Raw genomic sequence first — 23,921 nt, 5'->3', positions numbered from 1 at the left:
GGCCAGAAGGGCGTGGCGGGGCGGCCGGGGGGCTGGAGCCAGACGGACTCCAGGAAGCGCACCGCGTTCTGATCCGCCCGGTCGTTCCGGGTGAACAGCGCCTGCGCGCTCGCGAGCACCGCCAGCGTCGCGAGCCCCGCCGCCCAGGCCGCCGGTGGAAGCGCGCGTCCGGCCGCGTCCTGGCACAGGCTTCCGAAGATGAACGCCGCCACGGTGACGAGCGCCGCGAACAGCACCGCGCCCGCCAGCGACGTGGGCAGGCCCAGGAAGGCGAGCAGGTTGGGCGGGTGGTAGCCGTCCACCAGGAGCGGCCGGGCCAGCGCGAGCACGGGGGTGGAGACGTCGTCGGGGATGTAGTTGACGAAGGTGGCCAGCCCGGTGACGAGCACGGACGCCGCGCACAGCATGGCCGCGATGCCGGACAGCACCGGCCGGCCGGCCGCGCGCAGCCGCTCCAGCACCAGCCCCGCGGGCAGCAGCAGGAAGGGCACCAGCCCCGTGAGGTGCCGGGGCCCCGTCGTCCAGCCCCACGAGTCGTAGGTGAACGACGAGGTGAAGTACGTGTAGCCGGCGAGCGTGGCCACGGACATCCAGAAGAGGGCGCGCGCCTCGGGTGACGTCCTGCCCAGGCGCTTGAGCAGCACGAGTCCGGGCAGCGCGAGCAGCAGGAACGGCGACAGCGTGAAGAGGCCCCGGAGCGGGGAGAAGAACGACAGCGTGAAGGCGCGCGGATCCGGCGTGCGGATGCCCAGGAAGCCGCCCAGGTGCCACGGCTGGTAGCCCGCGTCGTTGAGGTGCTTGTAGCCCGTCTCCAGCGGATGCCCGAACGTGGCCTGGTGGTAGAGCCCCAGCGCCACGATGAAGGGCAGCGCGCCCAGCACGGCGAGCCCCGTGGCCCGGCCCAGCTTCTTCAGCCGCGCGGCCCACGGCTCCGGGGTGCCCAGCACGGTGAGGACGGCGTAGAGGACGAGGCCCAGCACGCCCAGCGCGCCGGTGTACTCGGCGGCGACGGTGGCGCCCGCGCACGCGCCGGCCACGACGTAGCCGCGCTCACGCCACTCGCCCCGCGACAGCCGCCAGAGCGCGTAGAAACCCGCGAAGAGCAGCACCGCCGTCGTCTGGTGGCTCATGAAGAGCAGCGAGTAGCTGAACGCGAGCGAGCCCAGCGCGTACGTCACCGTGACGCCGTCCGCGACGACGGGGGACAGGAACGCGCGCAGGAAGCGGCGCACCAGCCACAAGAGCCCCAGCGTGGGCAGCACCGTGAGGAAGAGGCGGCTGAAGAAGACGAGCGGCACCTCCGGCACGGCGTAGCGGTGGCCGCCGCCCACGGCCCTCAGGGCCGCGTACAGGGGCACCGCGGCGAAGGACAGGAGCGGCGCCTTGGACGGGTAGTAGCGGCCGTCCATCACCGACAGGTCGCCCACCGGGCCGTAGTCGCGCAGGGCGCGGTTGATCTCCAGTGTCCCGTCCTCCACCAGGGCGCGCGTCTGCCACAGGCGGCACAGCTCGTTGGGCGAGCGCAGGCCCGGGTGGTACGGGAAGAGGACCACGTAGAGCGCCGCCACCGCGGCCCACACCGCCTTCGGCAGGCCCTGGGCGCGGAGCGCGGGCGCCACGGTGGCTGGCGCCGGAGCCGCGTCGGGAGGCGGCGGGGTGGGGTGGGGCGCGGCGCTCACGCGGGCATCAGACGGCGCGGCCGACGGCGAACAGGCTCATGCCCACGGGCAGCTTCACCTGGCGCTCGGCCTGGGCGAACAGCGGCGCCAGCGTGTCGTAGAGCTTGAGCTGGAGCTTGGGCACCGCGCGGCGGCGCAAGAGGCGGCTGTTGACGAACCAGCCCGGCAGGCCGACCAGGTTCATCCACTCCAGCGTGTCCACGCGGAAGCCGTTCTCCTCCAGCACCGCGCGCAGGGACTCCGGGGTGTAGCGGCGGTAGTGGCCCACGGCCTCGTCGATGGCGCCGAACAGCTGCGGCAGCGCCGGCACGAGGATGAGCACGCGGCCATCCGGCTGCAGAATCTGGCGGAAGCGGCGCACCGCGGACGCGTCGTCCGGGATGTGCTCCAGCACGTTGGACAGCACGATGGTGTCCAGGTTCTCCGCCTTCAGTGACTCCCAGTCCGCGAGCGCCACGTCGGACAGGTAGGGGCGCACGTGGGGCTTGCCGCGGAAGAGGTTCTTCAGGCGGTCCACGTAGAAGCGCTCCACCTCCAGCGCGACGAGGTGCTCCGCGCCGCCCTCCAGCTCGCGGGTGATGGTGCCGATGCCGGCGCCAATCTCCAGCACGCGGCGGCCCATGTGCTCGCGGAAGCGGCGGCCCAGCCACTGGTTGTAGTGGGTGGCGCCGTCCATGCGCTCCAGGGTGGAGTAGCCCTCGTGCTGGTTGTCCGCGTCGTCGCGCACGGTGGCGTAGCGCACCAGCGTGCGCAGGCGGGCGAAGTGCGCGGAGGCCGGGCGGCGCGGCACGGCCTGCAGCGGCGGCAGGGACACCTCCGTGAGGCGGAAGAGCTGCGCGGCCAGCTTCACCACCAGCTCCGCGTCCACCGCGTCGTCATCGCTGGTCAGCTGGATGGAGCGCAGCGCTTCCGTGCGGAAGGCGCGCAGGCCGGTGAGCGGATCCGCCAGGGCCACGTCGGTGACGAAGCGGGTGATGCCGCCCAGCGCGCGCTCGGCCACCATCTCCGGCGACATGCCGGGGCGCCGGCCGAAGACGCCGTCCGCGGTGTCGTCGCGCAGGGGCTGCACCAGTGCGTCGTAGGTGTCCGGCGAGTAGGCGGCGTCGGGGTCCTGGAGCACCGTGTGCGTGCCGGTGACGTGGGGCAGCGCGGCGCGGATGGCCGCTCCCTTGCCGCCCTGGGCTTGGAGGACGTGGACGTTGGGGCCCGGCGTCACGTCCACGGGACCCTCACCCGCGAGGACGACCTGGGCCTGACCGGACAGCGCGTTGGCGAACCGGGCTGCGGCCGCGGCGGTGGCGGGGTTGAAGGGCAGGACGACGGAGAGAGCAGGAACCATGGCGCCGCTCACTACCACAGGCGCTTCCAGGGTGCGCGTTCACGGACCGGATCGGATGGACGAGGGGCATCCAGGCGGCGTCCGTCGGATGGACAACCCGCCCCGCCCGTTGCACGCTCCAGATGTTATTCCCCCAGCGCGATGTGGGTGCAGGTCGGGTCCGGAGGTCTTCGGGCCGGTGGAGACCGCCCGCGGCAGCCACTTCCGGAGAGACGTGACGTGGAAGGAACGGTGTTGGACCCGGCCGGTGGGGCTCCCGGCGCGACGTCCGCGAGCGTGATGCACCGGGTGCGGGGCGTCTGGCGCCGGCGGTGGGTGATGCTCGGGGTGGCGTTGGGGGTCACCGCGCTCACGGCGGCCTGGACGCTGCGGCAGCCGCGCATCTTCGCGGCCAGCACCTCGCTCATCATCGACGTCACCGCGCCGCGCATCCTCGACGGCGAGGTGAAGGAGGTGATGGGGGAGGAGCGCAGCAACTACTGGTTCAACAAGGAGTACTACGCCACGCAGAGCGAGATCATCACCTCGCGCGCGGTGGCCAGCCGCGTGGTGGACCGGCTGGGGCTTTCGAAGGACGCGTCCTTCCTGGGTCTGCCGCCGGATCAGGACCCCACGACACGCGCGAAGGCGCTGGAGGGCGCGGACGCGGTGGGGCTTCTGCGCTCGCGCATCCAGGTGGTGCCCGGCAAGGACTCGCGGGTGATGAACATCGGGGTGGAGGACGTGGACCCGGTGCGCGCGGCGCTGCTCTCCAACGAGGTGGCCGCCGCGTACATGGCGGAGAACCTGGCGCTCAAGCTGCGCACCACGGAGGAGGCGCGCACGTGGCTGGAGGGGCGCCTGGATGAGCTGGGCCGCCAGTCCAAGGCCGGCGAGATGGCCGTCTACGACCTGAAGAAGGACGCGGACATGCTGTCCACGTCGCTGGAGTCGCGGCTGTCCATCGTCAGCGAGCGGATCAACTCGTACAACCTGAAGCTCACCGAGGTGCGCACGCGCATCGCGGCGCAGCAGGCGCGCGTGGACGCCATCCACCGGCTGCGCAAGGACGCGGGCAACGACGAGACGTGGGCGGAGGCCGTGCCCGGCGCGAAGGACGGGCCCATCCAAGATCTCAAATCGCGCTACGGCGAGCAGAAGGCCGCGTGCGCGGAGCTGACCGAGCGCTACCTGCCGGAGCACCCGAAGCTGCTGGAGTGCAACCGCAAGCTGGAGGTCGTGCGCGACGACCTGCTCAAGAGCCTGACCAACGTGGTGCGCTCGGCGGAGACGCAGCTGGCGGAGGCGCAGGGCGAGGAGAAGAACCTCAACAAGCTGCTGGACGAGACGAAGGCCGAGGCCTTCCAGGTGAACAAGAAGGCCATCGAGTACGGACGGCTCCAGCGCGAGTCGGACAACAACCAGCGCCTGTATGAGCTGGTGCTCAAGCGGCTGAAGGACATCGAGCTGTCGGGGCTCCTGCGCACGAGCAACGTGCGCGTGCTGGACGCCGCGCAGCCGGTGCTGGTGCCGGTGCGGCCGCACACGCGGCGCAACCTGATGGTGGGCTGGGTGATGGGGCTGCTCCTGGGGCTGGGCGTGGCGCTGTTCCTGGAGATGCTGGAGAACACCGTCGGGTCGCAGGCGGACGTGGAGGACGTGCTGGGCCTGGCATTCCTGGGCGTGGTGCCGCGCATGGAGGCGACGAAGGCGCCGGGCGACCGCGACCTGTACGTGCACCGCGCCCCGCGCTCGGCGGTGGCGGAGTGCTGCCGCGCGGTGCGCACCAATCTGCTGTTCATGTCGCCGGACCATCCCTGCAAGACGCTGGTGGTGACGTCCAGCGGCCCGCAGGAGGGCAAGTCCACCACGTGCATCAACCTGGGCGTGGCCATGGCCCAGAGTGGCAACCGCGTGCTCCTGCTGGACACGGACATGCGCCGGCCCCGGCTGCACCGCGCGTTCGGCGTGCCCAACGACCTGGGCATCAGCTCGCTGGTGGTGGGCGAGGGTTCGCTGGACAAGGCGGTGAAGAGCACGGAGGTGCCCAACCTCTTCGTGCTGCCGTGTGGCCCGCTGCCGCCGAACCCCGCGGAGCTGCTGCACACGCGTGCCTTCAAGGAACTGCTGCGCACGGCGGGGGAGAAGTTCGACCGCATCATCCTGGACAGCCCGCCGCTCAATGCCGTGGTGGACGCGGCGGTGCTGGCCACGCAGGCGGACGGCGTGGTGATGGTGCTCAAGGCGGGCCGGACGGACCGGGGCGCCGCGAAGCGCGCGCTGCGCTCGCTGGCGGATGTGCAGGCGCGGATGTTCGGCGCCATCCTCAACGACGTGGACCTGCGGCAGCCGCGCTACGGCGACACGTACCTGGGCTATCAGGGCTACGGCCCGACGCAGGACGAACCGAAGGGCGGGGTGGCGCCGTCGTGAAGGGCGCGGGCCTGCGGGTGCTGCACCTGGGGAAGTTCTACCCTCCGGCCTCCGGCGGCATGGAGGCGCACGTTCGCACGCTGGCGCGGGCGCAGGCCTCGCTGGGCGCGCAGGTGGAGGTGCTGTGCGCGAACCATTCCGTGGATGGCACCGGCACGAGCCACGAGTTCCACGGCCGCAGTCCCACGCGTGAGGAATGGGACGGGCCGGTGCGCGTGGTGCGCCTGGGACGGCTTGCGTCCGTGGCGCGCATGGACGTGATGCCGTCGCTGCCGTTCGTGCTCCGGCGTGCGCTGGCGCGGGGCGTGGACGTGGTGCACCTGCATGTGCCCAACCCGAGCATGGTGCTGGCGCTGGACGCGGTGCCGCGGCTGCCCGCGGTGGTGGTGACGCACCAGAGCGACATCATCCGGCAGAAGGTCGCGGGCGCGCTGTTCCGTCCCTTCGAGTGGATGCTGTACTCGCGCGCGGCGCGGCTGCTGGCCACGAGCGACGCGTACGTGCGCGGCTCGTCGCTCCTGTCCACGTTCAAGTCGAAGGTGCGGGTGCTGCCGCTGGGCATCGAGCTGGAGTCGTACCTGCGGCAGCCTTCCGCGGAGGCGCGCGAGGCGCAGGCGCGCTGGACGGCGGAGGCCGCGGGCGGGCCGCTGTGGCTGATGGTGGGGCGGCTCGTCTACTACAAGGGGTTGTTCACGGCGCTGGAGGCGCTGGTGCACGCGCCGGGCAGGCTGGTCATCGTGGGCGAGGGGCCGCTGGCGCAGGAAGGCCGCGCGCGGGCGAAGGCGCTGGGCATCGAGTCTCGCGTGACGTGGGCGGGCTACCTGTCGCCGGAGCAACTGGCGGGCGCGTACCGGGCCGCGACGGCCCTGTGGTTCCCGAGCAACGCGCGCAGCGAGGCGTATGGCCTGTCGCAGGTGGAGGCGCTGGCGAGTGGATTGCCCGTGCTCAACACCGCCGTGCCGGACTCCGGTGTGGCGTGGGTGAGCCTGCACGAGCGCACCGGGCTCACGGTGCCGGTGGGTGATGCGCGGGCGCTGGCGGCGGCGGCGCGCCGGTTGGTGGAAGAGCCGGGCCTGCGGGAGCGGCTGTCGCGTGGGGCGCAGGAGCGTGCGCGGGCGGAGTTCGCCCATGACGTGATGGCGTCGCGCAGCCTGGAGTTGTACGCGGAGGCGCTCGGACGCCGGCCCGTGGCGGAGGAGCGGAGCGATGCCTCCGTCCGGCACGTCGCGGGCGGGCGCTGAAGGTCCGCGCATGCACGGGTCTCGCGAGTCGCATCGTGACAGTCACGCGGAGGACGGAGGCACCGCCTCACGTGCGTCCAATGGTGGCGCTGCTTCGCGCGAACCGCGCGTTTCCAGCGGTATGCCGATGCGAGTGCTGCATGTGTCCAGCGGCAACCTCTACGGTGGCGTCGAGACGCTGCTGCGCACCCTGGCGCTCGCGAGCGCGGACCGGAAGGGCGGCGCGGTGCATGCGTTCGCGCTCTGCTTCGAGGGACGCATCGCGGAGGAGCTTCGCGCGGCGGGCGCACCGTTGACGCTGCTAGGGCCCGCGAAGGTGAGCCGTCCCTGGCTTGTCTGGGAGGCTCGACGCTCGCTGATGGCGCTGCTCCAGCGAGAGCACTTTGACGCGGTGGTGTGTCACGCGGCGTGGCCTCAGGCCCTCTTCGGGCCGGTGGTGCGCACGGCCGGTGTTCCGTTGCTCTTCTTCCAGCACGACGCGCTTTCTGGCGCGCACTGGGTGGAACGGTGGGCTCGCGTCACCTCGCCGGACCTGGCGCTGTGCAACAGCCGCTACACCGCGAGCACGCTTTCGAGCGTGTATCCGCGCACGCCGTGGCGCGTGCTCCATCCTCCCGTTCAGGATGGTGGTCCGGGCCTCACTGCTTCCGAACGGACTTCGCTCCGAGGCGAGCTGGGCACGGACGCGGCGGAGGTCGTCATCGTCCACGCCAGCCGCATGCAGGAGTGGAAGGGGCAGCGGCTGCTCCTCGAAGCGCTGGGCCGGCTGCGCCAGGTGCCTCGCTGGAAGGCGTGGTTCGCTGGCGGCGCGCAGCGTCCGGAAGAGGTCGCCTACGAAGAGGGCTTGAAGGCCCAGTCTTCCGCGCTGGGTCTCGGGGAGCGCGTGCGCTTCCTGGGACAGCGCTCGGATGTACCCCGCCTGCTGCGCGCCGCGGAGGTGCACTGTCAGCCCAACACCGGGCCGGAGCCTTTTGGCCTGGCGTTCGTGGAGGCGCTCTACGCCGGGCTTCCCGTGGTCACCACCGCGCTGGGTGGACCGCTGGAGATCGTCGATGCGTCCTGCGGCGTGCTCGTGCCTCCGAAGCCGGAGGCCCTGGCCCAGGCGCTGCGTGAGCTCATCGAGAATGAAGCGGCCCGACGGAGGCTGGGCAACGGTGGCCCTTCTCGCGCGCAGGCGCTGAGCGCGCCGGCCTCGTTCCTGGAGGCGCTGGAGGGCGCGGTGCGCTCCGTGGAGCGGGAGCCCGCCTCATGAGGGGCGCCAGTCCTCGTCCCCAGCTCCGGGGGCCCGGTGTGCTGCACCAGCGCTACGTGCGCCGCGCACCACCCCCCGTGACGACGCAGGCCGTGCCGGGTCCGGGGGGGGGAACTCCCACGGCGTTCCTTGGCTCGGGGCGCGTGGTGGTGGCCTTCATCGCGCTGCTGTTCGTCTGCCAGCTCGCGCTGCTGGTGGAGGCGCTGGCTCCGGTGCGCGTGGTGTTCCGCATCCTGGCGTTCGGCACGAGCCTGGCGCTGCTGGTGCTGGCGAAGGGCCCGCGCCTCAAGCACCCGGCGAAGCCCTTCCTGCTGGCCTTCCTGGGCGTGACGGCGCTCAACTTCTTCCAGCCCGGCACGACCAGCGCGGTGGCGGCGGCGGTCCAACTGGGCATCCAGGCTTCCGTGTTCGCGCCGGTGTTTTGGGCCAGCCGGCTGCGCATCGACGAGAAGATGTTTCAGCGCATCGTCCTGATGCTGTTCCTGTTCAACATGGCGAGCGCGACCCTGGGCGTCCTCCAGGTGTACTTCCCGGGCCGCTTCCAGCCCGCGTTGTCCAGCGTCATCGAAGGCCAGGGGGACGCCTACGTCCGGAGCCTCCAGTTCGAGACGGCCAGCGGCGCACGCGTCTTCAGGCCCATGGGCCTGACGGACCTGCCGGGCGGCGCCGCGACCGGTGCCTTCTATTCGGTCCTGCTCGGGGGCGCGTTGTTCCTGGGCCCCCGGGGCCGGTGGAAGACGGTGCTGGGCGTGGCGGGCATCGGGATGGGGATGTTGAGCCTGTACCTGTGCCAGGTGCGCGCGGCGGCGGTGACGCTGCTGGTGTGCATGGTGGCCATGGCCCTGGTGCTGATGCTGGGCGGACGGCTGATGCGGCTGGTGGTGCTGACCGCGGTGGTGGGCGGACTCGCGGTGGGCGCCTTCGGGTGGGCCGTCGCGGTCGGAGGCGACGCGGTGCTGGCCCGCTGGAGCACCCTCACCGCGTCGGATCCCGGCCAAGTGTATCAGGGCAACCGCGGTCACTTCCTGGATGACACCTTCGGGGAGCGCCTGCCGGAATACCCGCTGGGCGCGGGGCTGGGCCGCTACGGCATGGCCAACGCCTACTTCGGCGACAACAGCGACCGGAACCAGCCCCCGCTGTGGGCGGAGATCCAATGGACGGCGTGGGTCTACGACGGCGGGCTATTGGCCGTCCTCTTCTATCCCCTGGCCCTGCTGCTGACGATGCTGTGGAGCTTCCGGGTGGCCATCCGCCGCGACGACACCCGGGGTGACTTCTGGCTGTGGGGCAGCCTGCTGTTCGCCTATGACCTGGGCGCCGTGGCGCTCACCTTCAGCTACCCGTTCTTCATGAGCCAGATGGGCATGGAGTTCTGGCTGCTCAATGGGGCGTTCTTCAGTGCGTACCGGAATGCGACCGTACACGCTCATCGCCGGTGATTTCGCCTCCACCGGGGGCATGGATCGCGCGAACCTCGCGCTGGCGGACTGGCTCGCGCGCCAGGGCGGGCCCGTGCGGCTGGTGGCGCACCGGGTGGAGGACTCGCTCCTGCGCTACCCGAACGTGCGCTTCATCCGCGTGCCCAAGCCCGCCAATGCCTACCTGCTGGGCGAACCGGTGCTGGACGCCGTGGGCCGCTACCATGCGCGGCGCACGCTGGCCGAGGGCGGCCAGGTGGTGGCCAACGGAGGCAACTGCGAGGTGCCCGCCGCCAACTGGGTCCACTACGTACACGGCGCGCATTCGCCCCAGCCCGCTGGGGGGACGCTGCGCAGGCTCAAGGGACTCGTGAGCCACCGCGTGTTCCTGGAGCGGGAACGGCGCGCGCTGCGCCGGGCTCGCATCATCATCGCGAACTCGGCGCGCACGCGGCAGGACCTGCTGGCCGCGACGGGGGTGGAGCCTTCGCGGGTCCACGTCGTCTACCTAGGCGGCGACCCCTCGCGCTTTCCCCCGACGTCCCCCGCGCTCCGCCGTGAGTCCCGGGAGGCGCTGGGCTGGTCCCAGGAGCGCCGCGTGGCGCTGTTCGTCGGTGCGCTGGGGGACAGGCGCAAGGGCTTCGACACGCTCTTCGATGCGTGGACGCGTTTGTGCGCGCGGCCGGCGTGGGACGTGGACCTGTGCGTGGTGGGGACGGGCGCGCAGCGGGAGGCATGGCAACGCGAGGCGCGAGCGCGTGGTCTGGACTCGCGCATCCAGTTCCTGGGCTTCCGCACGGACGTGCCGCGCCTGCTGGCCGCCGCGGATCTGCTGGTCGCGCCCACGCGCTATGAGCCCTACGGATTGGGCGTGCACGAGGCTCTGTGCGTGGGCCTTCCCGCGCTGGTGAGCCGAACGGCGGGCGTGGCCGAGCGCTACCCGCCGGAGCTCCAGGGCCTGTTGCTGGAGGATCCGGACGACGTGGAGGCGCTGGTGCGACGGCTGGAGGACTGGCGCCACCGGGGCGACAAGTGGGTGCCCGCCGTGTCCGCGTTGTCTTCCGCGCTTCGCTCCTGGACGTGGGATGCGATGGCGGAAGCGTTGGTGGCCCGGCTGGAGGCGTAAGGCCTCAGGCCCGGCCCTGGAGCACTTCCTCGAAGAAGTCGAGGTGCGCCCGTGCGACCACCGGCCAGGCGAAGTGGGTGCGTGCCCGGGTGAGGCCCTTGCGTGCCCACTCCTGCCTCGTGGCTGGGTTCTCCAGCAGGTCCCCGAGCGTGGTGGTCCATGCGGCGGTGTCCGCTTCCGGGAGGACGTGTCCGGCGTCTCCCACCGTGAAGGGCACCTCGCCGGAGTCGCTGCCGAGCACCGGGACGCCGCACGCGAAGGCCTCCGCGAGCATGCGGCCGAACTGCTCCTTCCAGCGGGGCGTCGTCTGGCTGGGCGCGCACAGCACGTCCATGGCATTGAGCGTCTGGGGCACGCTGGCATGCGGCACACCCGTGACGACGCGCACCTGATCACCGTGGCGGGTGGCCCATTCGCGCAGCGTCGCTTCCATCGGGCCTCCTCCGACGAAGAGGGCGCGCCAGGGCGTGCGCAGTCCGTCGAGTGCGTCCATCAGGAGCCGCACGCCCTTCTCCGGAACGAAGCGCCCCAGGTAACCCACCACGGGCGGGCCTTGCGGCGTCCACCCCTGAGCGCGCCGGAAGTCCTCGCCCGCCGCCGCGTCCGGCTGGAACCGCTCCACGTCCACGCCCATGGGGATGAAGCGCGAAGGCCGCAGCGGATAGCCGCCGCGCGCCTGGAGCGTGTCCCGCACCGTCTGTCCCCAGGCGACCCAACCCGACGCGCGGTGCACGACGAAGCGCTCCGCCTGCGCGAAGGGCGGTGGGTAATGCTTGATCAGATTCTGCGCCGTGCAGAACACGAGCGGCACCCGGCGCGGCGTCAGCAGGGCCACCTCCAGGCCGGAGAGCACATAGGGCTCCTCCCAGGAGTGCACCAGGTCCACGCCGCGCGACAGGTGAGCGCGCAGCTCCGGGCCGTACACGAAGCCGTGCAGGGAGCGGCTGAGGAAGGCGCGCACGGTTTCGATGCGCACGGGTTCCGACGGGTCGCGCTGGAGCACCAGCGGCCCCAGGTCTCCATGGAAGGCGCGCGGGGCGACGGCGGTGATGTCCCAGCGGCCCGCGCCCACCCGCGTCATCTCGTTGGCCAGCCGCCGGTTGAGCGTGACGACGTACGAATGCGAGACGGTGACGAGCTTCCGGGGGCGCGTCATCCGCGAGTCTCCGACAGCACCCGCCGGTACACGCCCAGGATGTCCCGGGCGTAGCGCTCGCGGGAGAAGCTGCGCACGGCGGTGTCGCGGGCCGCGGCCGACAGCCGTTCGCGCAGGGCCGCGTCGCCGAGCAGCCGCAGCAGCGCCCGGGCCAGTGCTCCGGCGTCTCCTGGGTCGGTGGTCAGGACGTCCTCTGCGTCGTGCAGTGCTTCCGCCGCGCCGCTCGTCCGCGTGATGACCGCGGCCCGTCCGCACGACAGCGCTTCCGCGATGGTGAGCCCGAAGGGCTCCCTCCGCGTGCTCGCGTGCACGAAGACGTCCAGGGCGCGGTACACGCTCGTGGGATCCGCCTGGAAGGGCACGAAGCCCACGCGTCCCGTGAGGCCGTGGCGCTCCACGTGTCCGCGCAGCTCCGCCTCGGTGAACTGCGAGAGCGGCGTGCGGTAGAGCGGCCCGCCCACCAGGTAGAAGCGCACGGGCAGTGTGGGGGCCTGGCGTGCCAGGCGCGCGGCGGCCTCCAGGAAGACGTCATGCCCCTTCCAGCGCGCGTAGGTGGCGACCAGTCCCACGCGCAGCGTGCCTTCGGGCGCGGGGGGCAGCGCGGCGAGCACATCCAGGTGCGCGCCGTCGCCCGGCCCCGGGGAGAAGCGCTCCACGTCCACGCCGTTGGGCACCACGTGCACGGGCACCCCGCCGAGCACCGCTCGCGCGTCGTCGCCCACGGCCTGTGAGTTCGCGATGGCGGCGGTGGCCAGGGGCTTGAGTCCCATCAGCGCGCGGCGCACCAGGGGACGCTCCCCCAGGAAGTCGTGCACGTGCCAGACGCGTGGCACGGGCAGCCCCGCGGTCGCGGCGGTCAGCAGGTGCGTCTTGATGCCGTTGGAGTGCACCAGGTCGGGCGCCGCCTCGCGCACCGCCCGCCGCAATTCGGCGCCATGGCTCGCGAGCTGGAGCAGCGCGGGCACGGCAGCGCGGGCGAAGCGCACGCCCCCCGTGAGGCCCCGTCCCCGCAGGCCGCTGTCCCCGAGCGCCGACAACGCGGGGGGCAGTGCCAGCAGCCGCGCGTCCACGCCCAGCGCTCGCGCCTCTTCCACGAGAGGGCCCTCCGTGCCGGCGATCAACTGGAGAGAGAGGGCCGGCTCCAACACGCGCAGACAGGCGAGCAGGTCCAGCAGCGCGCGCTCGGCACCGCCCACGACTCCCACGGGGTTGAGGAACAGGATGCGCACTCGGAAAGGGACCGAATCAGACCCGTCCGGGACGGTCAAGCAGGCGCAGGTACGCGTCCAGCACCGTGCGCGCGTGGGCGCTCCAGGTGAAGCGTGCGGCCCGGGCACGGCGGAGCTCCGGCGCGGGTGCGGGGCTTCGGCCGGTGAGCACTCCGTCCACCGCTTCCGTCCAGGCCGCCACGTCGCCCACGGGGCGATAGAGGCACGCGTCGCCGCCTACCTCCCGCAGCACGGGCAGGTCGCTGGCCACCACGGACGCGCCGCACGCCAGCGCTTCGATGACGGGCAGACCGAAGCCCTCCGCCTCGCTGGGAATCAGCACCGCGCTCGCGCGCCGGTACAGCCCCGCGAGCGTGGCCCGCTCCTGCCGGGGCGGTTGCAGCAGCGCGCCCCTCAAGCCGAGCCTCGCCACCTGGGCCTGCTGGGCCGCGTCCAGTACGCCGCCCTGCTGCACCAGCATGAGGTCGGGGTGCCGGACTCGCAGCGCCGCGAAGGTGTCGAAGAGCACGTCCAGGCGCTTGCGGCGGATGGCGCTGCCGACGTGCAGCAGGTACGGCCGGCCCTTCATCGGCGCGAGCACCGCGTCGCTGGCGTCCCCGGGAACTGGTTCGAGCCGGTACTCCGGGGAGACGCCGTAGGGCGCCCATACCAGCCGCTCGGGAGGCACCACGCCATGCGCGAGCAGCTCGTCGCGCACCTGCTGCGTGCTGTGGAAGACGAGCGCCGCGCGCTCCAGTCCCTTGAGCGTGACGCGTGCCATCAGGCGGAACCACGTGGGGCGTGGTTCGCGGTGGGGTTCCAGCACGGAGCGGAAGGCGTCCAGGTCGTGGCAGTAGACGCCCGTGCGCTCCCGGGGCAGCACGTGCGCGAGCTGCGCGTAGGTGTGGTCCACGATGTGGAACGCGTCGTGCCCCAGGCGCTCACGCGGCAGCCGCGCGGGGTAGAGACCGAAGCGGGTGAGCAGCCGGTCCGCGTTGAAGGCGGCCTTGCGGCTTCCCAGTCGGGGCAGGGCGCGCACGGCATGGGGGATGGACGGCCGCACGCGGGTGACGTCGACCTCGGCGGGAAATGCTTCCAGTCCCTCCACGAGTGCTTCGCCCACCAGATCCATGCTGGGCCAGCCCTCCTCGCGCGGATCCATCAGCAGCGCCAGTCGTGGTGGAGCGGCATGGGCGCTCATGGTGTGTCTCCCGTCCTCCGCCGCAGCAGGGCCTCCACCGTGCGCTCCAGGCTGAAGCGCTCGCGGTAGAGGCGCGCGGCGTGGGCTCCCAACGCGCGGCGGGCGTCGTCCCGGGCGAGCAGGTCCTCGGTGGCTTCGGCCAGGGCCGGTGGCGATACGCCCTCCACCAGCGCCACCGGGAGCGCGTCGCGCCACAAGGGCTCCGTGAGGTGACCCGTGTTGGTGACCATGGGGACGCCCAGCGCCAGCCCGGCCATCGCGCTGCCCCTCCGGGTGCTGATGCCATCCGGATACGGCTGTATCAGCACATCACTGACCCGCAGGAAGGCCGCGGCTTCGCCCGGGGCCAGCGCATCCCGGGCATGCAGCCGGTTCGCGAGGGACGGATGGCTGGCGCCCAGCCGTCTCCGGAAGTCGTCGCTGCCCCTTCCGAGCAGCAGCCCCTGCCGGCGGGCATCCGCCTCCAACACCGGGACGAGCACCGACTCCAAAGGCTCCGCGATGGCCTGCCCGTAGGTCCCGAAATGGCCCACCACGGGACCTTCCGGCAGCGAGGCGCGGGCGCGGGCGCGGGCCTCCGGCGATATCTCCGCGGGCAGGTTGCTGGGCACGGGACGCCACTCCGTGCGCTGCCTCACCCGGGCGGACAGATGATCCGTCCAGGCGGGGATGGAGACGAAGACGCGGTCCGCGGCCTCCACCACCAGCCGCAGCATGAGCCGGGTCGTGGCCGCCAGCACCTGGTGGCGCCAGGGCGCGTGACGGCTCCACGGGTAGACGGCTTCGTGCAGGAACACCTGGCGTTCATCCTGACGGCGCGCCGCGAACCACGCGCAGAAGGGGACGTTCATCGCCTTCAGGCCCAGCGCGTGGGGCACGTACTGGAGCAGCAACCGGCGCGGTCCCGGGCAGGCATCCAGCTCGCGTGACAGTGCGCGCAGGTCCCCTGGCGCGAACCGCCCGGGCGCGCGGTGCACCGTCACCCCGCCTTCCTTCTCGACGCCCTGGGGCCCCGGGGCCCAGACGTGGACCTGCTCTCCCGCGGCAGCCAGCGCGTCCGCGAGCAGGCGCGAGTGGTCCGCGACGCCACCGGCCATGGGCGGATATTCGCCCGACAGCAGATGCCAGGAGGGCAGGGGGGCAGACACGGCGGGCTTCATCCAGGAGCAGCGGGGGCAAGGTGACTCTTAACCGCTTCGCGCCTCGGGCGGGAAGTCATGTCGCCGTCCGGAGCCCGGAGTATCCTCCAGGCCCTCCTGCTTCCTCGCGGCATGCCCTTCTTCTCCGTCGTCATCCCGACCTTCAACCGCGCCGCGCTCCTGGAGGAGACGCTGGCGTCCGTCTTCGCCCAGACGCTGACGGACTTCGAGGTCATCGTCGTGGACGATGGCTCCACGGATGGCACCCGCGAGCTGCTCGCGCGATACGGGCCTCGGGTGCGCGTGTTCCACCAGGAGAACGCGGGCCAGGGCGTGGCTCGCAACCGGGGCATCCGCGAGGCCCGGGGGGACTACGTGGCCTTCCTGGACAGCGATGACCTGTGGCCTCCCTGGACGCTGGCGACGTTCCAGCAGGTCCTCCAGTCCCGGGGCCCGCTCACGCTGGTGATGGGACGGGCACACTCCTTCCAGGACGCGCGGGAACTCTCCGCCCTGGAGGACGGGCCCGTCACCGCGCGGTGCTTCGAGGACTACCTGTCCAGCGCGGACGCGGCCTTCATCCGCACGGCGTGCGCGGTGGCCGTGCGCACGGAGGCCCTGCGCCGCGTGGGGGGCTTCAGCGACCGGCGCATCAGCGCCGAGGACTACGACCTGCTGTACCGGCTGGGCGTCGAGCCGGGCTTCGCCTACGTGGAGTCCCCGGTGACGCTGGGCTACCGCCAGCATGCGACGTCGTCCTCGCGCGACCTGGACCGGGGCTACGAGGGCACGCAGTTCCTCCTGGAGCAGGAACTGCGCGGGCACTACCCGGGAGGCGCCGCGCGCCGTCGCGAACGGCTGGCCCTGCTGCTCTTCGGCCTGCGGCACGTGACGCACTGGCTGCTGGAGCACGGCCGCCGCCGCCAGGCCCTGGCCCTCTACGCGCGCGGCCTCCGCTTCCATCGCGTGCTGCCCCGGTGGCGCTACCTGCTGGGGTTCCCGCCCTGGGTGCTCGCGGCGTCGCTGCGGTCCCGCCGCTGAGCGGGACTCCGGAGCCGGTGACGCATGGGCTCCTCGACCCGCTGGAAGAGCAGCACGGACACACCCACGGCCACGGGGACCATGAGGAGCGTGAGCACGTTGTGGGGCAGCGTGAACGTGCGCGTGTTCACCGCCAGCGCGTAGTTCAGCAGCGAGCCGTGGGTCATGTAGAGCGCGTAGCTGGCACCGCCCAGCAGCACCATCCCGCGCGTCCCCAGCCCCAGGCCCCGGCCGGCGAGACCGCCCGCGAGCAGGAGGATGCTCGCGGTGAACAGCGGCACCAGCACGGCGGCCTGCACCAGCGGTGACGGCGGCCCCGGCAGCACCATCAAGCCCACCGTCAGCGCGCCCGTTACGAGCACGAAGCCCCCGGTCCGTGCCCACGCGTGCTCCGCCGGATGTTCGCGCCGGCAGAACACCAGGCCCACGCACAGGCCGATGAGGAACTCCGGTAGCCGCGCGAGCGGAATGGCCTCCGAGGCGATGCGTCCCCAGGCTTGAAGCATGACCGCCAGTGGTCCCTCCCGCAGCCGTGCCGCGGCGTCCGCCGCGAGCATGGGCGTGGTGCCCAGGGCCCATGCCCCCAGGGCGATGACGCCGAGCCACCGGGAGCGCCGCCGCGCCAGCCATGGGCCCACGAACGGGAAGAGCACGTAGAAGAACGCCTCCACCGACAGCGTCCACGCGACGATGTTCCACGTGGGCCGGTGCAGCGTCAGCCACCCTTGCGTGAGCGTGAGCGTCGCGCCGGTGATGCGCAGCACCTCGCCCGCGCTCGCGGCAGGCTCCGCCTGGTGGATGGCGCGCACGAACATCGGCAGGTCCACGAGCAGGGAGACGAGGTACACCGGATACAGCCTCGCGAACCTCGCGCGGAAGAACTCCGTCCGCGTGCCCCGCATGCCCCCTTCATCCAGGTACATGTACGCGAGGATGAAGCCGGACAGGATGAAGAACAGGCTGACCGTGGAGAAGCCCGCGCCGACGAGCCGGCCCAGCCCCGTGGGCAGCGCCGGGGTGCAGGGCGCGCAATAGCCGTGGTAGCCCATCACGCCCAGGGCCGCCAGGAAGCGCAGCCCGGTGAGCGCGGGCAGCGCGGGGCGTCCGGACCGGGCGCTCATGACGAGGCCCGCCGTCCGCGCACGTGCGCCACGACGGCGCGCAGCTCCCCCACCAGTGACAGGCCGCGCCGCGAACGCTCGCGGACGAGCACCAGCACCGCCAGGATTCCGGCCCCCACCAGCGCCTGCACCAGCATCCCGTGCTGCCCCGTGGCGAGCCGCGACAGCCCCACCGCGAGCGCCAGCAGCGCCCCCACCGTGAGGAAGGGCTCCAGCACCTGGAACTCCAGGCCGGCCAGGTTCGGGTTGCGCCGGGCCACCAGCCACGCGCTCAGGAACAGCTCCGTGAGCGTGATGGCCGTGGCGGTGACGCCAATGCCCACGATGCCCCAGTGCATCACCGCGAGCGCGCCCAGGCCGAAGCGCAGCGAACTGGAGCCGATGAGCACGTACACCCGTTCACGCGCGTGGCCGCTGGCGTACTGCTGCGAATTCAGCAGTCCGTGCACCGACTGCATCGCGCCCTCCAGCATGAACCACTGCACCAGCGGGATGGCGGGCGTCCAGCGCTCACCGAACAGGACGGGGATGAGGAACGGCAGCGCGATGACGCCGAAGGGGACGACGACGCAGAGCGCCGCGCTGATGCGGCGGATGGACGTGCGCAGGTACTCCGCGAGCGCCTCCGCGTCCTGCTGCATGCGGCTGTATGCGGGATAGGCCACGCGGTTGAGCACACTGCTCATCGCCAGTGGCACGGAGGCCAGCGCGAAGGCCCAGTTCACCAGGCCCACCGCGTCCTTGCCCTCCATGCGCCCCACCACCAGCGGGACCCAGCCGTTGAGGATGGCGGGCACGATGCCGGTGAGCTGGTACCAGATGCCGAAGCCGAGCAGCCGCTGGACGATGGCCCACCGCACCCGCCCGCGCGGACGCCACGCCGCCGCCCGCCACAGCATCACGAGCCCCACCGCGCCGCGCACCAGTCCACCGCCGATGAGTGCCCAGGCGCCATACCCCATCGCGGCCAGGACGATGGTGGAGGCCGTCTGCGCCAGGCTCTCCACCAGCTCCGCGCGCGCGATGGCGGGGAAGTGCAGGTGGCGCTCCAGCATCATGATGGGAATGACGCGCAGCGAGTGGAAGAACAGTCCCAGCGCCACCGCGCCCACCATGGTGGCGCCAGACGGCCCCAGATCATAGGAACGCGCCAGCAGCGGCGCGAGCCCCAGCAGCACCGCCACGATGGCGACGGTGAACGCCTGGTGGCTCCAGAACGCGGTGCTGATCTCGTCCTCGGTGGGCTCGTGCTGCTGGCGCACCAGGGACGCGCTGAGACCCAGGTCGCCCAGGTACGCGCCCATGGCCGCGGTGAAGGCCACGATGGCGAACGCGCCATAGTCCGAGGGGAAGAGCAGTCGCGACAGGGCGAGCGAACTCACCACGCGCAGGCCCAGGGAGCCGAGCGTCCGCAGGCCCAGGGCGACGATGGAACGCTGGGCGCGGACCTTCACGTCCGAGGTGCCCAGCTCCGCTGAAGAGGTGCTGCTCATGAAGTGGGCGGTAGCCTATATGCGCCCCCGGTTCCGGCGAACAGGGGCCCCGGGGGGCCGCGCTGGCTTGTCGCGTGCGACGATGCGAAGGGCCTGGCCGCAGCCCCGAGGAGCGGGCGGGCAGCCACGGGCGTGCCTGACGTGACGGCCCCCACGGCAACGGCGCTGCGCAGATTGAGCCGCGCGGCCATGCGGGAGGTCGCGACCAACCTGGGGGCGCGGGGGCGGACATGGCCGACACTTCAACGAAGAATGGACGCGGTGCCACGAACGGGCAGCCAGCGGACCGGGCCCGCGTCTGGGGAGGCATCGACCTGGGCGGCACGAAGATCGAAGCCGTCGTCGTGGACGCGCGCGGCGAGGTGCTGGGCCGGGCCCGCCACCCGACGCCCGCGAAGGGGGGCCCGGGCGAAGTGGTGAAGGAGCTCTACGGCGCGCTGGGCGAGGCCGCGCAGACCGCTGGCATCGAGCCCGCGAAGCTCGCGGGCGTGGGCGTGGGCGCGGCGGGGGCGGTGGACGCGAACAGCGGCACGCTCGCGCACACGAGCAACGTCGCGGGCGGCTGGGACGCGCCGTATCCCCTGGCGTCGGACCTGGGCGACTTGGTGGGTGGCAGCAAGGTGGTGCTGGGCAACGACGTCCAGGTGGCGGTCGCGGCCGAGTACAAGCTGGGCGCGGGACGCAACTACCGTTCCGTGCTGGGCGTGTGGTGGGGCACGGGCGTGGGCGGCGGCCTGGTGCTCAACGGCGTGCCGTGGCGCGGGCAGGGCTCCGCCGGAGAGATTGGCCACATGGTGGTGAAGCCCAACGGCGCGCGCTGTGGTTGCGGCCGGAACGGTTGCCTGGAGGCCTACGCGGGGCGCGCGTGCATGGAGAGCAAGGCGCGCGCGGCGGCGAAGAAGGGGGAGAAGACCCTCCTCTTCGACATCATGCGCGAGAAGAAGCGCACGCGCCTGTCCAGCGGCGTCTGGGCGCGGGCATTGAAGGACAAGGATCCGCTGGCCACGCGGCTCATCGACCGGGCCATCGAGATGCTGGGCACAACCATCGCCTCCGTCATCAACCTGCTGGACGTGGAGGCCATCGTCCTCGGGGGGGGGCTGGGGTCGCGGCTGGGCCCCCTGTACATGGGTCGCATCCAGGACGCCATGCACCCGCACCTGTTCATCACGGAGCGCAAGCCCGCGATGCACATCGCGGAGCTGGGCGATTTGTCTGGCGCCATTGGCGCGGCGCTGCTCGCGGGCCCGCAGATGTGAGGGCGCGCTACGCCTCGCGCCGCCGCATGACGGTCAGCGAGTCGTGCGTGTCCAGCACTCGAACGCGGGGCCGTGGAGGATGACCGCGCGTGCGTAGCGCGCGCTGCCCGCGTCGTCCGCGTTTCCGCCTGGGCAAGCCCCGCCATCCAGCGCGCGAAGTGGGTGCTGACGCGCATGGCTCCGTCCTCGCGTGTCGCTGGGATCAACCGCCGGGCGCGGTGAGTCCCCTGCGCGCTTCCGTGAATCGCGCGAGCAGCCGGTCCCGCAGTCGCAGACACGGCTGCTCCACCGCCCGGTACGTCACCCAGGAGACGGCCAGGGTCGTGGCCGGGAACGCCACCAGGGTCAGCGCCGGGGGCAGCGCGTCCGCCCGCCGCTCGAAGGCGCGCAGGATGGGACCGAACCAAAGGTAGGCCCCATAGGAGAGCGCGGAGACCTGGTACACCGGCCAGCGCACCGCCGCCGGCAGCCGCACGCCCTCCATCGCCACCAGCCACCCGCTGAAGCCCAGCGCCAGCCCGGTCACGAGCCAGACCCCGCCCTGGGCCTGGAGCCTCGGCATGCACACGCCCAGGGCGGCCACCCCCATCGCGGTTCCCAGCACGCCGCAAAGGGTCCGGAGCCTCGCGGGCCACCGCCGCCACGTCCCGGCCGTCCGCGCGAGGAAGACGCCCGCGCACAGGCCATCCAGGTGTTGGAAGGTGGGCCACTGCAACCGCACCCACACCTCCGAGGCGCCCAGTCCCTCCTGGAGGGTGGCCCGCGCGTGCAGCCTCAACAGCAGGCTCAACCCCACGGGCAGGAGCCACGTGAAGGCCGGCCACCGGCGGCCCCCCAGCCCGAACGCCAGGAGCGGCAGCAGCAGGTAGAAGTGCTCCTCCACGCACAGCGACCAGCTCTGCTCGAAGTCTCGCAGGTCGGTGAAGTTCTGGAGGAAGAGCGCGTAGTGCCAGCCGCCTCCGACGAACGGCGTGCCGGACACCCACGGCTTCAGCGCGTACGCGGTCAGGACCAGGAAGTAGAGCGGCAGCGTCCGCAGCCACCGCTTCACCCAGAACGTGCGCAGCTCCGCGCCCAGGCCTCCGGGCTCCGCGGGCGCGAAGACCTGCCGGCCGATGAGGTAGCCCGACAGGACGAAGAACAGATCCACGCCCACCCACCCCAGGTGGAAGCCCGCGCTCAGCCAGGAGGGCAGGGCCTGGTAGGCACTCGCGGGCGCATGGAAGGCGAGCACCGCGAGGATGGCGGCGGCCCGCAGCGCATCCAACCCGTCCTTGCGCGGCGCCCGCGCGGCTCCGCCCTCCGCGTGCGGCTGCACTGGCGCGGGCATGGAGGGGGAAGAGGGGACCATGGAGCGGGGGCATTGTGTCCCATCCCCGCTTCGCCGCGGCAATGCCCGCGGAGGCCGGCCGCCCGTGTGGCGGCCTGGCGCGGGTTGCGGGGCTCGCGCGGGGGGACGCATACTGACCGCTTCCCGCCATGGCCTCCCCGCCGCGTCCCCTGCTCCCGGCGCTGACCGGGCTCCGCTTCCTCGCCGCGCTCCACGTGGTGGCCTTCCACGTCACGCCGCGAGAGGGGCGGCCCGGGTGGCTCGGAGCCCTGCTCGACAACGGGCCCGCGAGCGTCACCCTGTTCTTCATCCTCTCCGGCTTCGTGCTGGCACAGGCGTACCTGGGGGAGGGTGCCCCCTTGCAGGTGCCCCGGCGCGCTTTCTGGGCGGCGCGCTTCGCCCGCGTCTATCCCGTGTACCTGCTGGGGCTGGTGCTGGAGGCTCCGCCCTTCCTCCTGTTCGTGCTGCGGCAGGAGGGGGGACTCACGGGGGACGCGCTCCAGCGCGTGCTGGGCGTGGGCGCCGCGGTCTTCAGCCTCACGCAGGCGTGGGTGCCTTCCGCGGCGTGTGTCTGGAACTGCCCGGGCTGGTCGTTGTCCGTCGAGGCGTTCTTCTACCTGCTCTTCCCCTGGGTGGCCGCGTCCGTGGCGAGGCTTGGGCCCGGGCGCTCGCGGTGGGCCCTGCTGGCGCTGGTCGTGGCCTCGGCGCTGCCGGGGGGCGTGTGGCTGCTGGGGGACGGCTGGCTCGCGAGTGACGCCGCGACGCGGGAGACCTGGCTGCGCGTGAGCGAGTACTCGCCGCTGCTCAAGCTGCCGCAATTCCTGCTGGGCGTGGTGCTGGGCCGCGCGTTCGTCCTGCGTCGCGCGGGCGGACCGGGATGGAGCGCGGCCGTGGGGAGCTGCGCGGCCGCGGGGCTCGCGCTGGCGCTGCTGTGGGTGCCGTGGCAGGGGCGTGTCTGGGCCTTGCGTGAGCTGCTGCTGACGCCGGTGTTCGCCTGGCTTCTCTGGACGCTGGCCGCGGGGCGCGGGCCGCTCGCGGCATGGCTCTCGCGGGCCGCGATGGTGCGCCTGGGGGAGGCCAGCTACGCGCTCTACATCCTCCACATCCCGCTGGCCTTTCATGCGCGCACGCTGGAGCGCGTGTCCGGGTTGGGACTGGAGCTGCGCGCGCCATGGGCCTACTGCGCGCTGGCCGTCACGTCGTTCGTGCTCGTGTCGCTGGGGGTCTTCACCTGGGCCGAGGAGCCCGCGCGGCGCTGGCTTCGGGACCGGCTGGCCCGTCCCCGTCCCGCGCCCACGGCTGCGTCCTCCGGTCTGTTATGAAGCCTCGCGCATGCGCGTGCTCCTGGCCATCCACCATCCGTTGTCCCGGGACCAGGGCGCGCCCGGCGTGACGCTCGCGCTGGGCCGAGCGCTCCAGGCCCGGGGCTGCTCCGTGGACTTCTACAGCTACGGCGAGGCCTTCCCTGGCGTGGAGCACTTCACCGCGCTCCACAACCTGCGCTTCCCCTGGGTGCTCTCCGCGCACCTGGCCCGCGCGGCGCGCCGTTACGACGTGCTGGACGTCACCACCGGAGACGCGTGGCCCTGGGCGCGCGCGGGCCGTCCCGGTGCCGCCCGCCGGCACGCGCTGGTGACGCGCAGCCATGGCCTGGAGCACTCCTTCTCACGGAGGATCCGCGCCGACGCGCGCGAGGGCCGGACGCGCCTGAGCTGGAAGTACCCGCTGTACAACGGTGGCTTTCGCCTCTGGGAGGTGGCGCAGACGCTGCGCCTGGCGGACCACTCCGTGCTCCTCAACGAAGGCGACGCTGTCTTCGCGCGCGAACACCTGCGCATCCCCGCGGGAAAGCTGAGCGTCATCGGCCACGGACTCGACGCGGCCTTCCACGGACGGGCCCTCCCGGCGCCGCTCCCGGAAGGCCCCTTGCGCCTCGCGATGGTGGGCTCCTTCCTCCAGACCAAGGGCTGCGGGGACGTCATCGCCGCCGTGACCCGGCTGCACGCCCAGGGGCTCCCCTTCACCCTGAGCCTCTACGGCACTGGCACCCCCGAGCCCGAGGTCCGCGCCGCCTTCCCCGCGTTCGTCCAGCCCCAGCTCCAGGTGGTCCCGCGCTACGCGAACGCCACGCTGCCCGGCCTGCTCGCGCGCGAAGAGGTGCTCGTCTTCGCCAGCCGCACGGAGGGCTACGGCATGGCGCTGGTGGAGGCCATGGCCTCCGGGCTCGTGCCCGTCTCCACCCCCGTGGGCGTGGCGCCCTCCGTCGTGCACCCCGGCCGCACGGGCCTGCTCTTCCCCATCGGAGACGTGGACGCGCTGGTGGCGGCGGTGCGCGAGCTGGCGGCGGATCCAACCCGAAGGTACGCCCTGCGCCGCGCGGCCCAGGCGGAGGTCCAGGGACTCACCTGGCCCGACATCGCCGCCCGCACCCAGGCGCTTTACGAAGAAGTCCTGCGTGTCAGGGCTTCTGGCGGCAAGTAGGCAGGCGAGTCGTTCCACACCT

18 protein-coding genes are annotated in these 23,921 nt (G+C 72.4%); 9 read left to right on the top strand and 9 right to left on the bottom strand.

From position 1 onward, the window contains the following. The coding region (locus D7X32_RS21955; RefSeq protein WP_120604525.1) for a hypothetical protein at positions 1-1,679 on the bottom strand (1,679 nt) is incomplete at its 3' end. A gap of 7 nt (positions 1,680-1,686) precedes the next feature. Then, on the bottom strand, positions 1,687-3,018 hold the full coding sequence (locus tag D7X32_RS21950; RefSeq protein WP_120604522.1) for a bifunctional glycosyltransferase/class I SAM-dependent methyltransferase: 1,332 nt from the start codon (positions 3,016-3,018) through the stop codon (positions 1,687-1,689). 219 nt (positions 3,019-3,237) lie between these two features. On the opposite strand from D7X32_RS21950, the gene D7X32_RS21945 reads away from it, so the two are divergent. The 5 genes from D7X32_RS21945 to D7X32_RS21925 all read left to right on the top strand — a co-directional run bounded on the left by D7X32_RS21945 (position 3,238) and on the right by D7X32_RS21925 (position 10,470). Further along, positions 3,238-5,430, top strand: coding sequence for a GumC family protein (locus D7X32_RS21945; RefSeq protein ID WP_120604521.1), 2,193 nt, complete (start codon positions 3,238-3,240; stop codon positions 5,428-5,430). After that, positions 5,427-6,671, top strand: a complete 1,245-nt coding sequence (locus tag D7X32_RS21940; protein ID WP_120604520.1) for a glycosyltransferase — start codon at positions 5,427-5,429, stop codon at positions 6,669-6,671. Before D7X32_RS21945 ends, D7X32_RS21940 begins: the two co-directional genes overlap by 4 nt. 127 nt (positions 6,672-6,798) lie before the next feature. Next, complete coding sequence (locus tag D7X32_RS21935; protein ID WP_208752507.1) at positions 6,799-7,923, top strand: glycosyltransferase family 4 protein; 1,125 nt, start codon at positions 6,799-6,801, stop codon at positions 7,921-7,923. Continuing rightward, positions 7,920-9,365, top strand: coding sequence for an O-antigen ligase family protein (locus D7X32_RS21930; RefSeq protein WP_120604518.1), 1,446 nt, complete (start codon positions 7,920-7,922; stop codon positions 9,363-9,365). The genes D7X32_RS21935 and D7X32_RS21930 overlap by 4 nt, the downstream gene beginning before the upstream one ends. Next, entirely contained in the window at positions 9,337-10,470 is a 1,134-nt protein-coding gene (locus tag D7X32_RS21925) for a glycosyltransferase family 4 protein (protein WP_244239131.1), read from the top strand. The genes D7X32_RS21930 and D7X32_RS21925 overlap by 29 nt, the downstream gene beginning before the upstream one ends. Before the next feature lie 4 nt (positions 10,471-10,474). On the opposite strand, the gene D7X32_RS21920 is transcribed toward D7X32_RS21925, so the two are convergent. The 4 genes from D7X32_RS21920 to D7X32_RS21905 are packed head-to-tail and all read right to left on the bottom strand — an operon-like array spanning position 10,475 to position 15,183. After that, the gene (locus tag D7X32_RS21920) at positions 10,475-11,626 is read right to left on the bottom strand and encodes a glycosyltransferase family 4 protein (RefSeq protein ID WP_120604517.1); all 1,152 of its coding nucleotides are present in this window, start codon (positions 11,624-11,626) and stop codon (positions 10,475-10,477) included. Continuing rightward, the gene (locus D7X32_RS21915; RefSeq protein WP_120604516.1) at positions 11,623-12,855 is read right to left on the bottom strand and encodes a glycosyltransferase family 4 protein; all 1,233 of its coding nucleotides are present in this window, start codon (positions 12,853-12,855) and stop codon (positions 11,623-11,625) included. The genes D7X32_RS21920 and D7X32_RS21915 overlap by 4 nt, the downstream gene beginning before the upstream one ends. Positions 12,856-12,871: 16 nt before the next feature. Next, on the bottom strand, positions 12,872-13,996 hold the full coding sequence (locus D7X32_RS21910; RefSeq protein WP_120604515.1) for a glycosyltransferase: 1,125 nt from the start codon (positions 13,994-13,996) through the stop codon (positions 12,872-12,874). 35 nt (positions 13,997-14,031) lie between these two features. Continuing rightward, positions 14,032-15,183: a glycosyltransferase gene (locus tag D7X32_RS21905; RefSeq protein WP_341868148.1), complete on the bottom strand. Its 1,152-nt coding sequence runs from the start codon at positions 15,181-15,183 to the stop codon at positions 14,032-14,034. Positions 15,184-15,252: 69 nt separating this feature from the next. On the opposite strand from D7X32_RS21905, the gene D7X32_RS21900 reads away from it, so the two are divergent. Further along, entirely contained in the window at positions 15,253-16,215 is a 963-nt protein-coding gene (locus D7X32_RS21900; protein WP_244239130.1) for a glycosyltransferase family 2 protein, read from the top strand. On the opposite strand, the gene D7X32_RS21895 is transcribed toward D7X32_RS21900, so the two are convergent. Together D7X32_RS21895 and D7X32_RS21890 are read right to left on the bottom strand one after the other, a co-directional pair. After that, a complete protein-coding gene (locus tag D7X32_RS21895; protein WP_120604512.1) occupies positions 16,158-17,336 on the bottom strand; it encodes an acyltransferase family protein in 1,179 nt (392 codons plus the stop codon). The two genes, D7X32_RS21900 and D7X32_RS21895, sit on opposite strands and share 58 nt — an antisense overlap. Then, on the bottom strand, positions 17,333-18,829 hold the full coding sequence (locus D7X32_RS21890; RefSeq protein ID WP_120604511.1) for an oligosaccharide flippase family protein: 1,497 nt from the start codon (positions 18,827-18,829) through the stop codon (positions 17,333-17,335). The genes D7X32_RS21895 and D7X32_RS21890 overlap by 4 nt, the downstream gene beginning before the upstream one ends. Before the next feature lie 230 nt (positions 18,830-19,059). On the opposite strand from D7X32_RS21890, the gene D7X32_RS21885 reads away from it, so the two are divergent. After that, a complete protein-coding gene (locus D7X32_RS21885) occupies positions 19,060-20,088 on the top strand; it encodes an ROK family protein (RefSeq protein WP_120604510.1) in 1,029 nt (342 codons plus the stop codon). A gap of 202 nt (positions 20,089-20,290) precedes the next feature. On the opposite strand, the gene D7X32_RS21880 is transcribed toward D7X32_RS21885, so the two are convergent. Further along, positions 20,291-21,439, bottom strand: coding sequence for an acyltransferase family protein (locus D7X32_RS21880; RefSeq protein WP_244239129.1), 1,149 nt, complete (start codon positions 21,437-21,439; stop codon positions 20,291-20,293). A gap of 128 nt (positions 21,440-21,567) precedes the next feature. Between D7X32_RS21880 and D7X32_RS21875 the strand changes: the two genes are divergently transcribed. Both D7X32_RS21875 and D7X32_RS21870 read left to right on the top strand, forming a co-directional pair. Next, positions 21,568-22,740 carry an acyltransferase family protein gene (locus D7X32_RS21875; RefSeq protein WP_120604508.1) on the top strand — a complete coding sequence of 391 codons (1,173 nt, stop codon included), beginning with the start codon at positions 21,568-21,570 and terminating at the stop codon, positions 22,738-22,740. 10 nt (positions 22,741-22,750) lie between these two features. Then, complete coding sequence (locus D7X32_RS21870) at positions 22,751-23,899, top strand: glycosyltransferase family 4 protein (protein ID WP_120604507.1); 1,149 nt, start codon at positions 22,751-22,753, stop codon at positions 23,897-23,899. The last annotated feature ends 22 nt before the right edge of the window (positions 23,900-23,921 follow it).

This window comes from Corallococcus carmarthensis (genome assembly GCF_003611695.1).
GTDB lineage: Bacteria > Myxococcota > Myxococcia > Myxococcales > Myxococcaceae > Corallococcus > Corallococcus carmarthensis.
The sequence above is the reverse complement of the archived record's forward strand: the minus strand, read 5'-3'. Positions and strand labels throughout refer to the sequence as shown.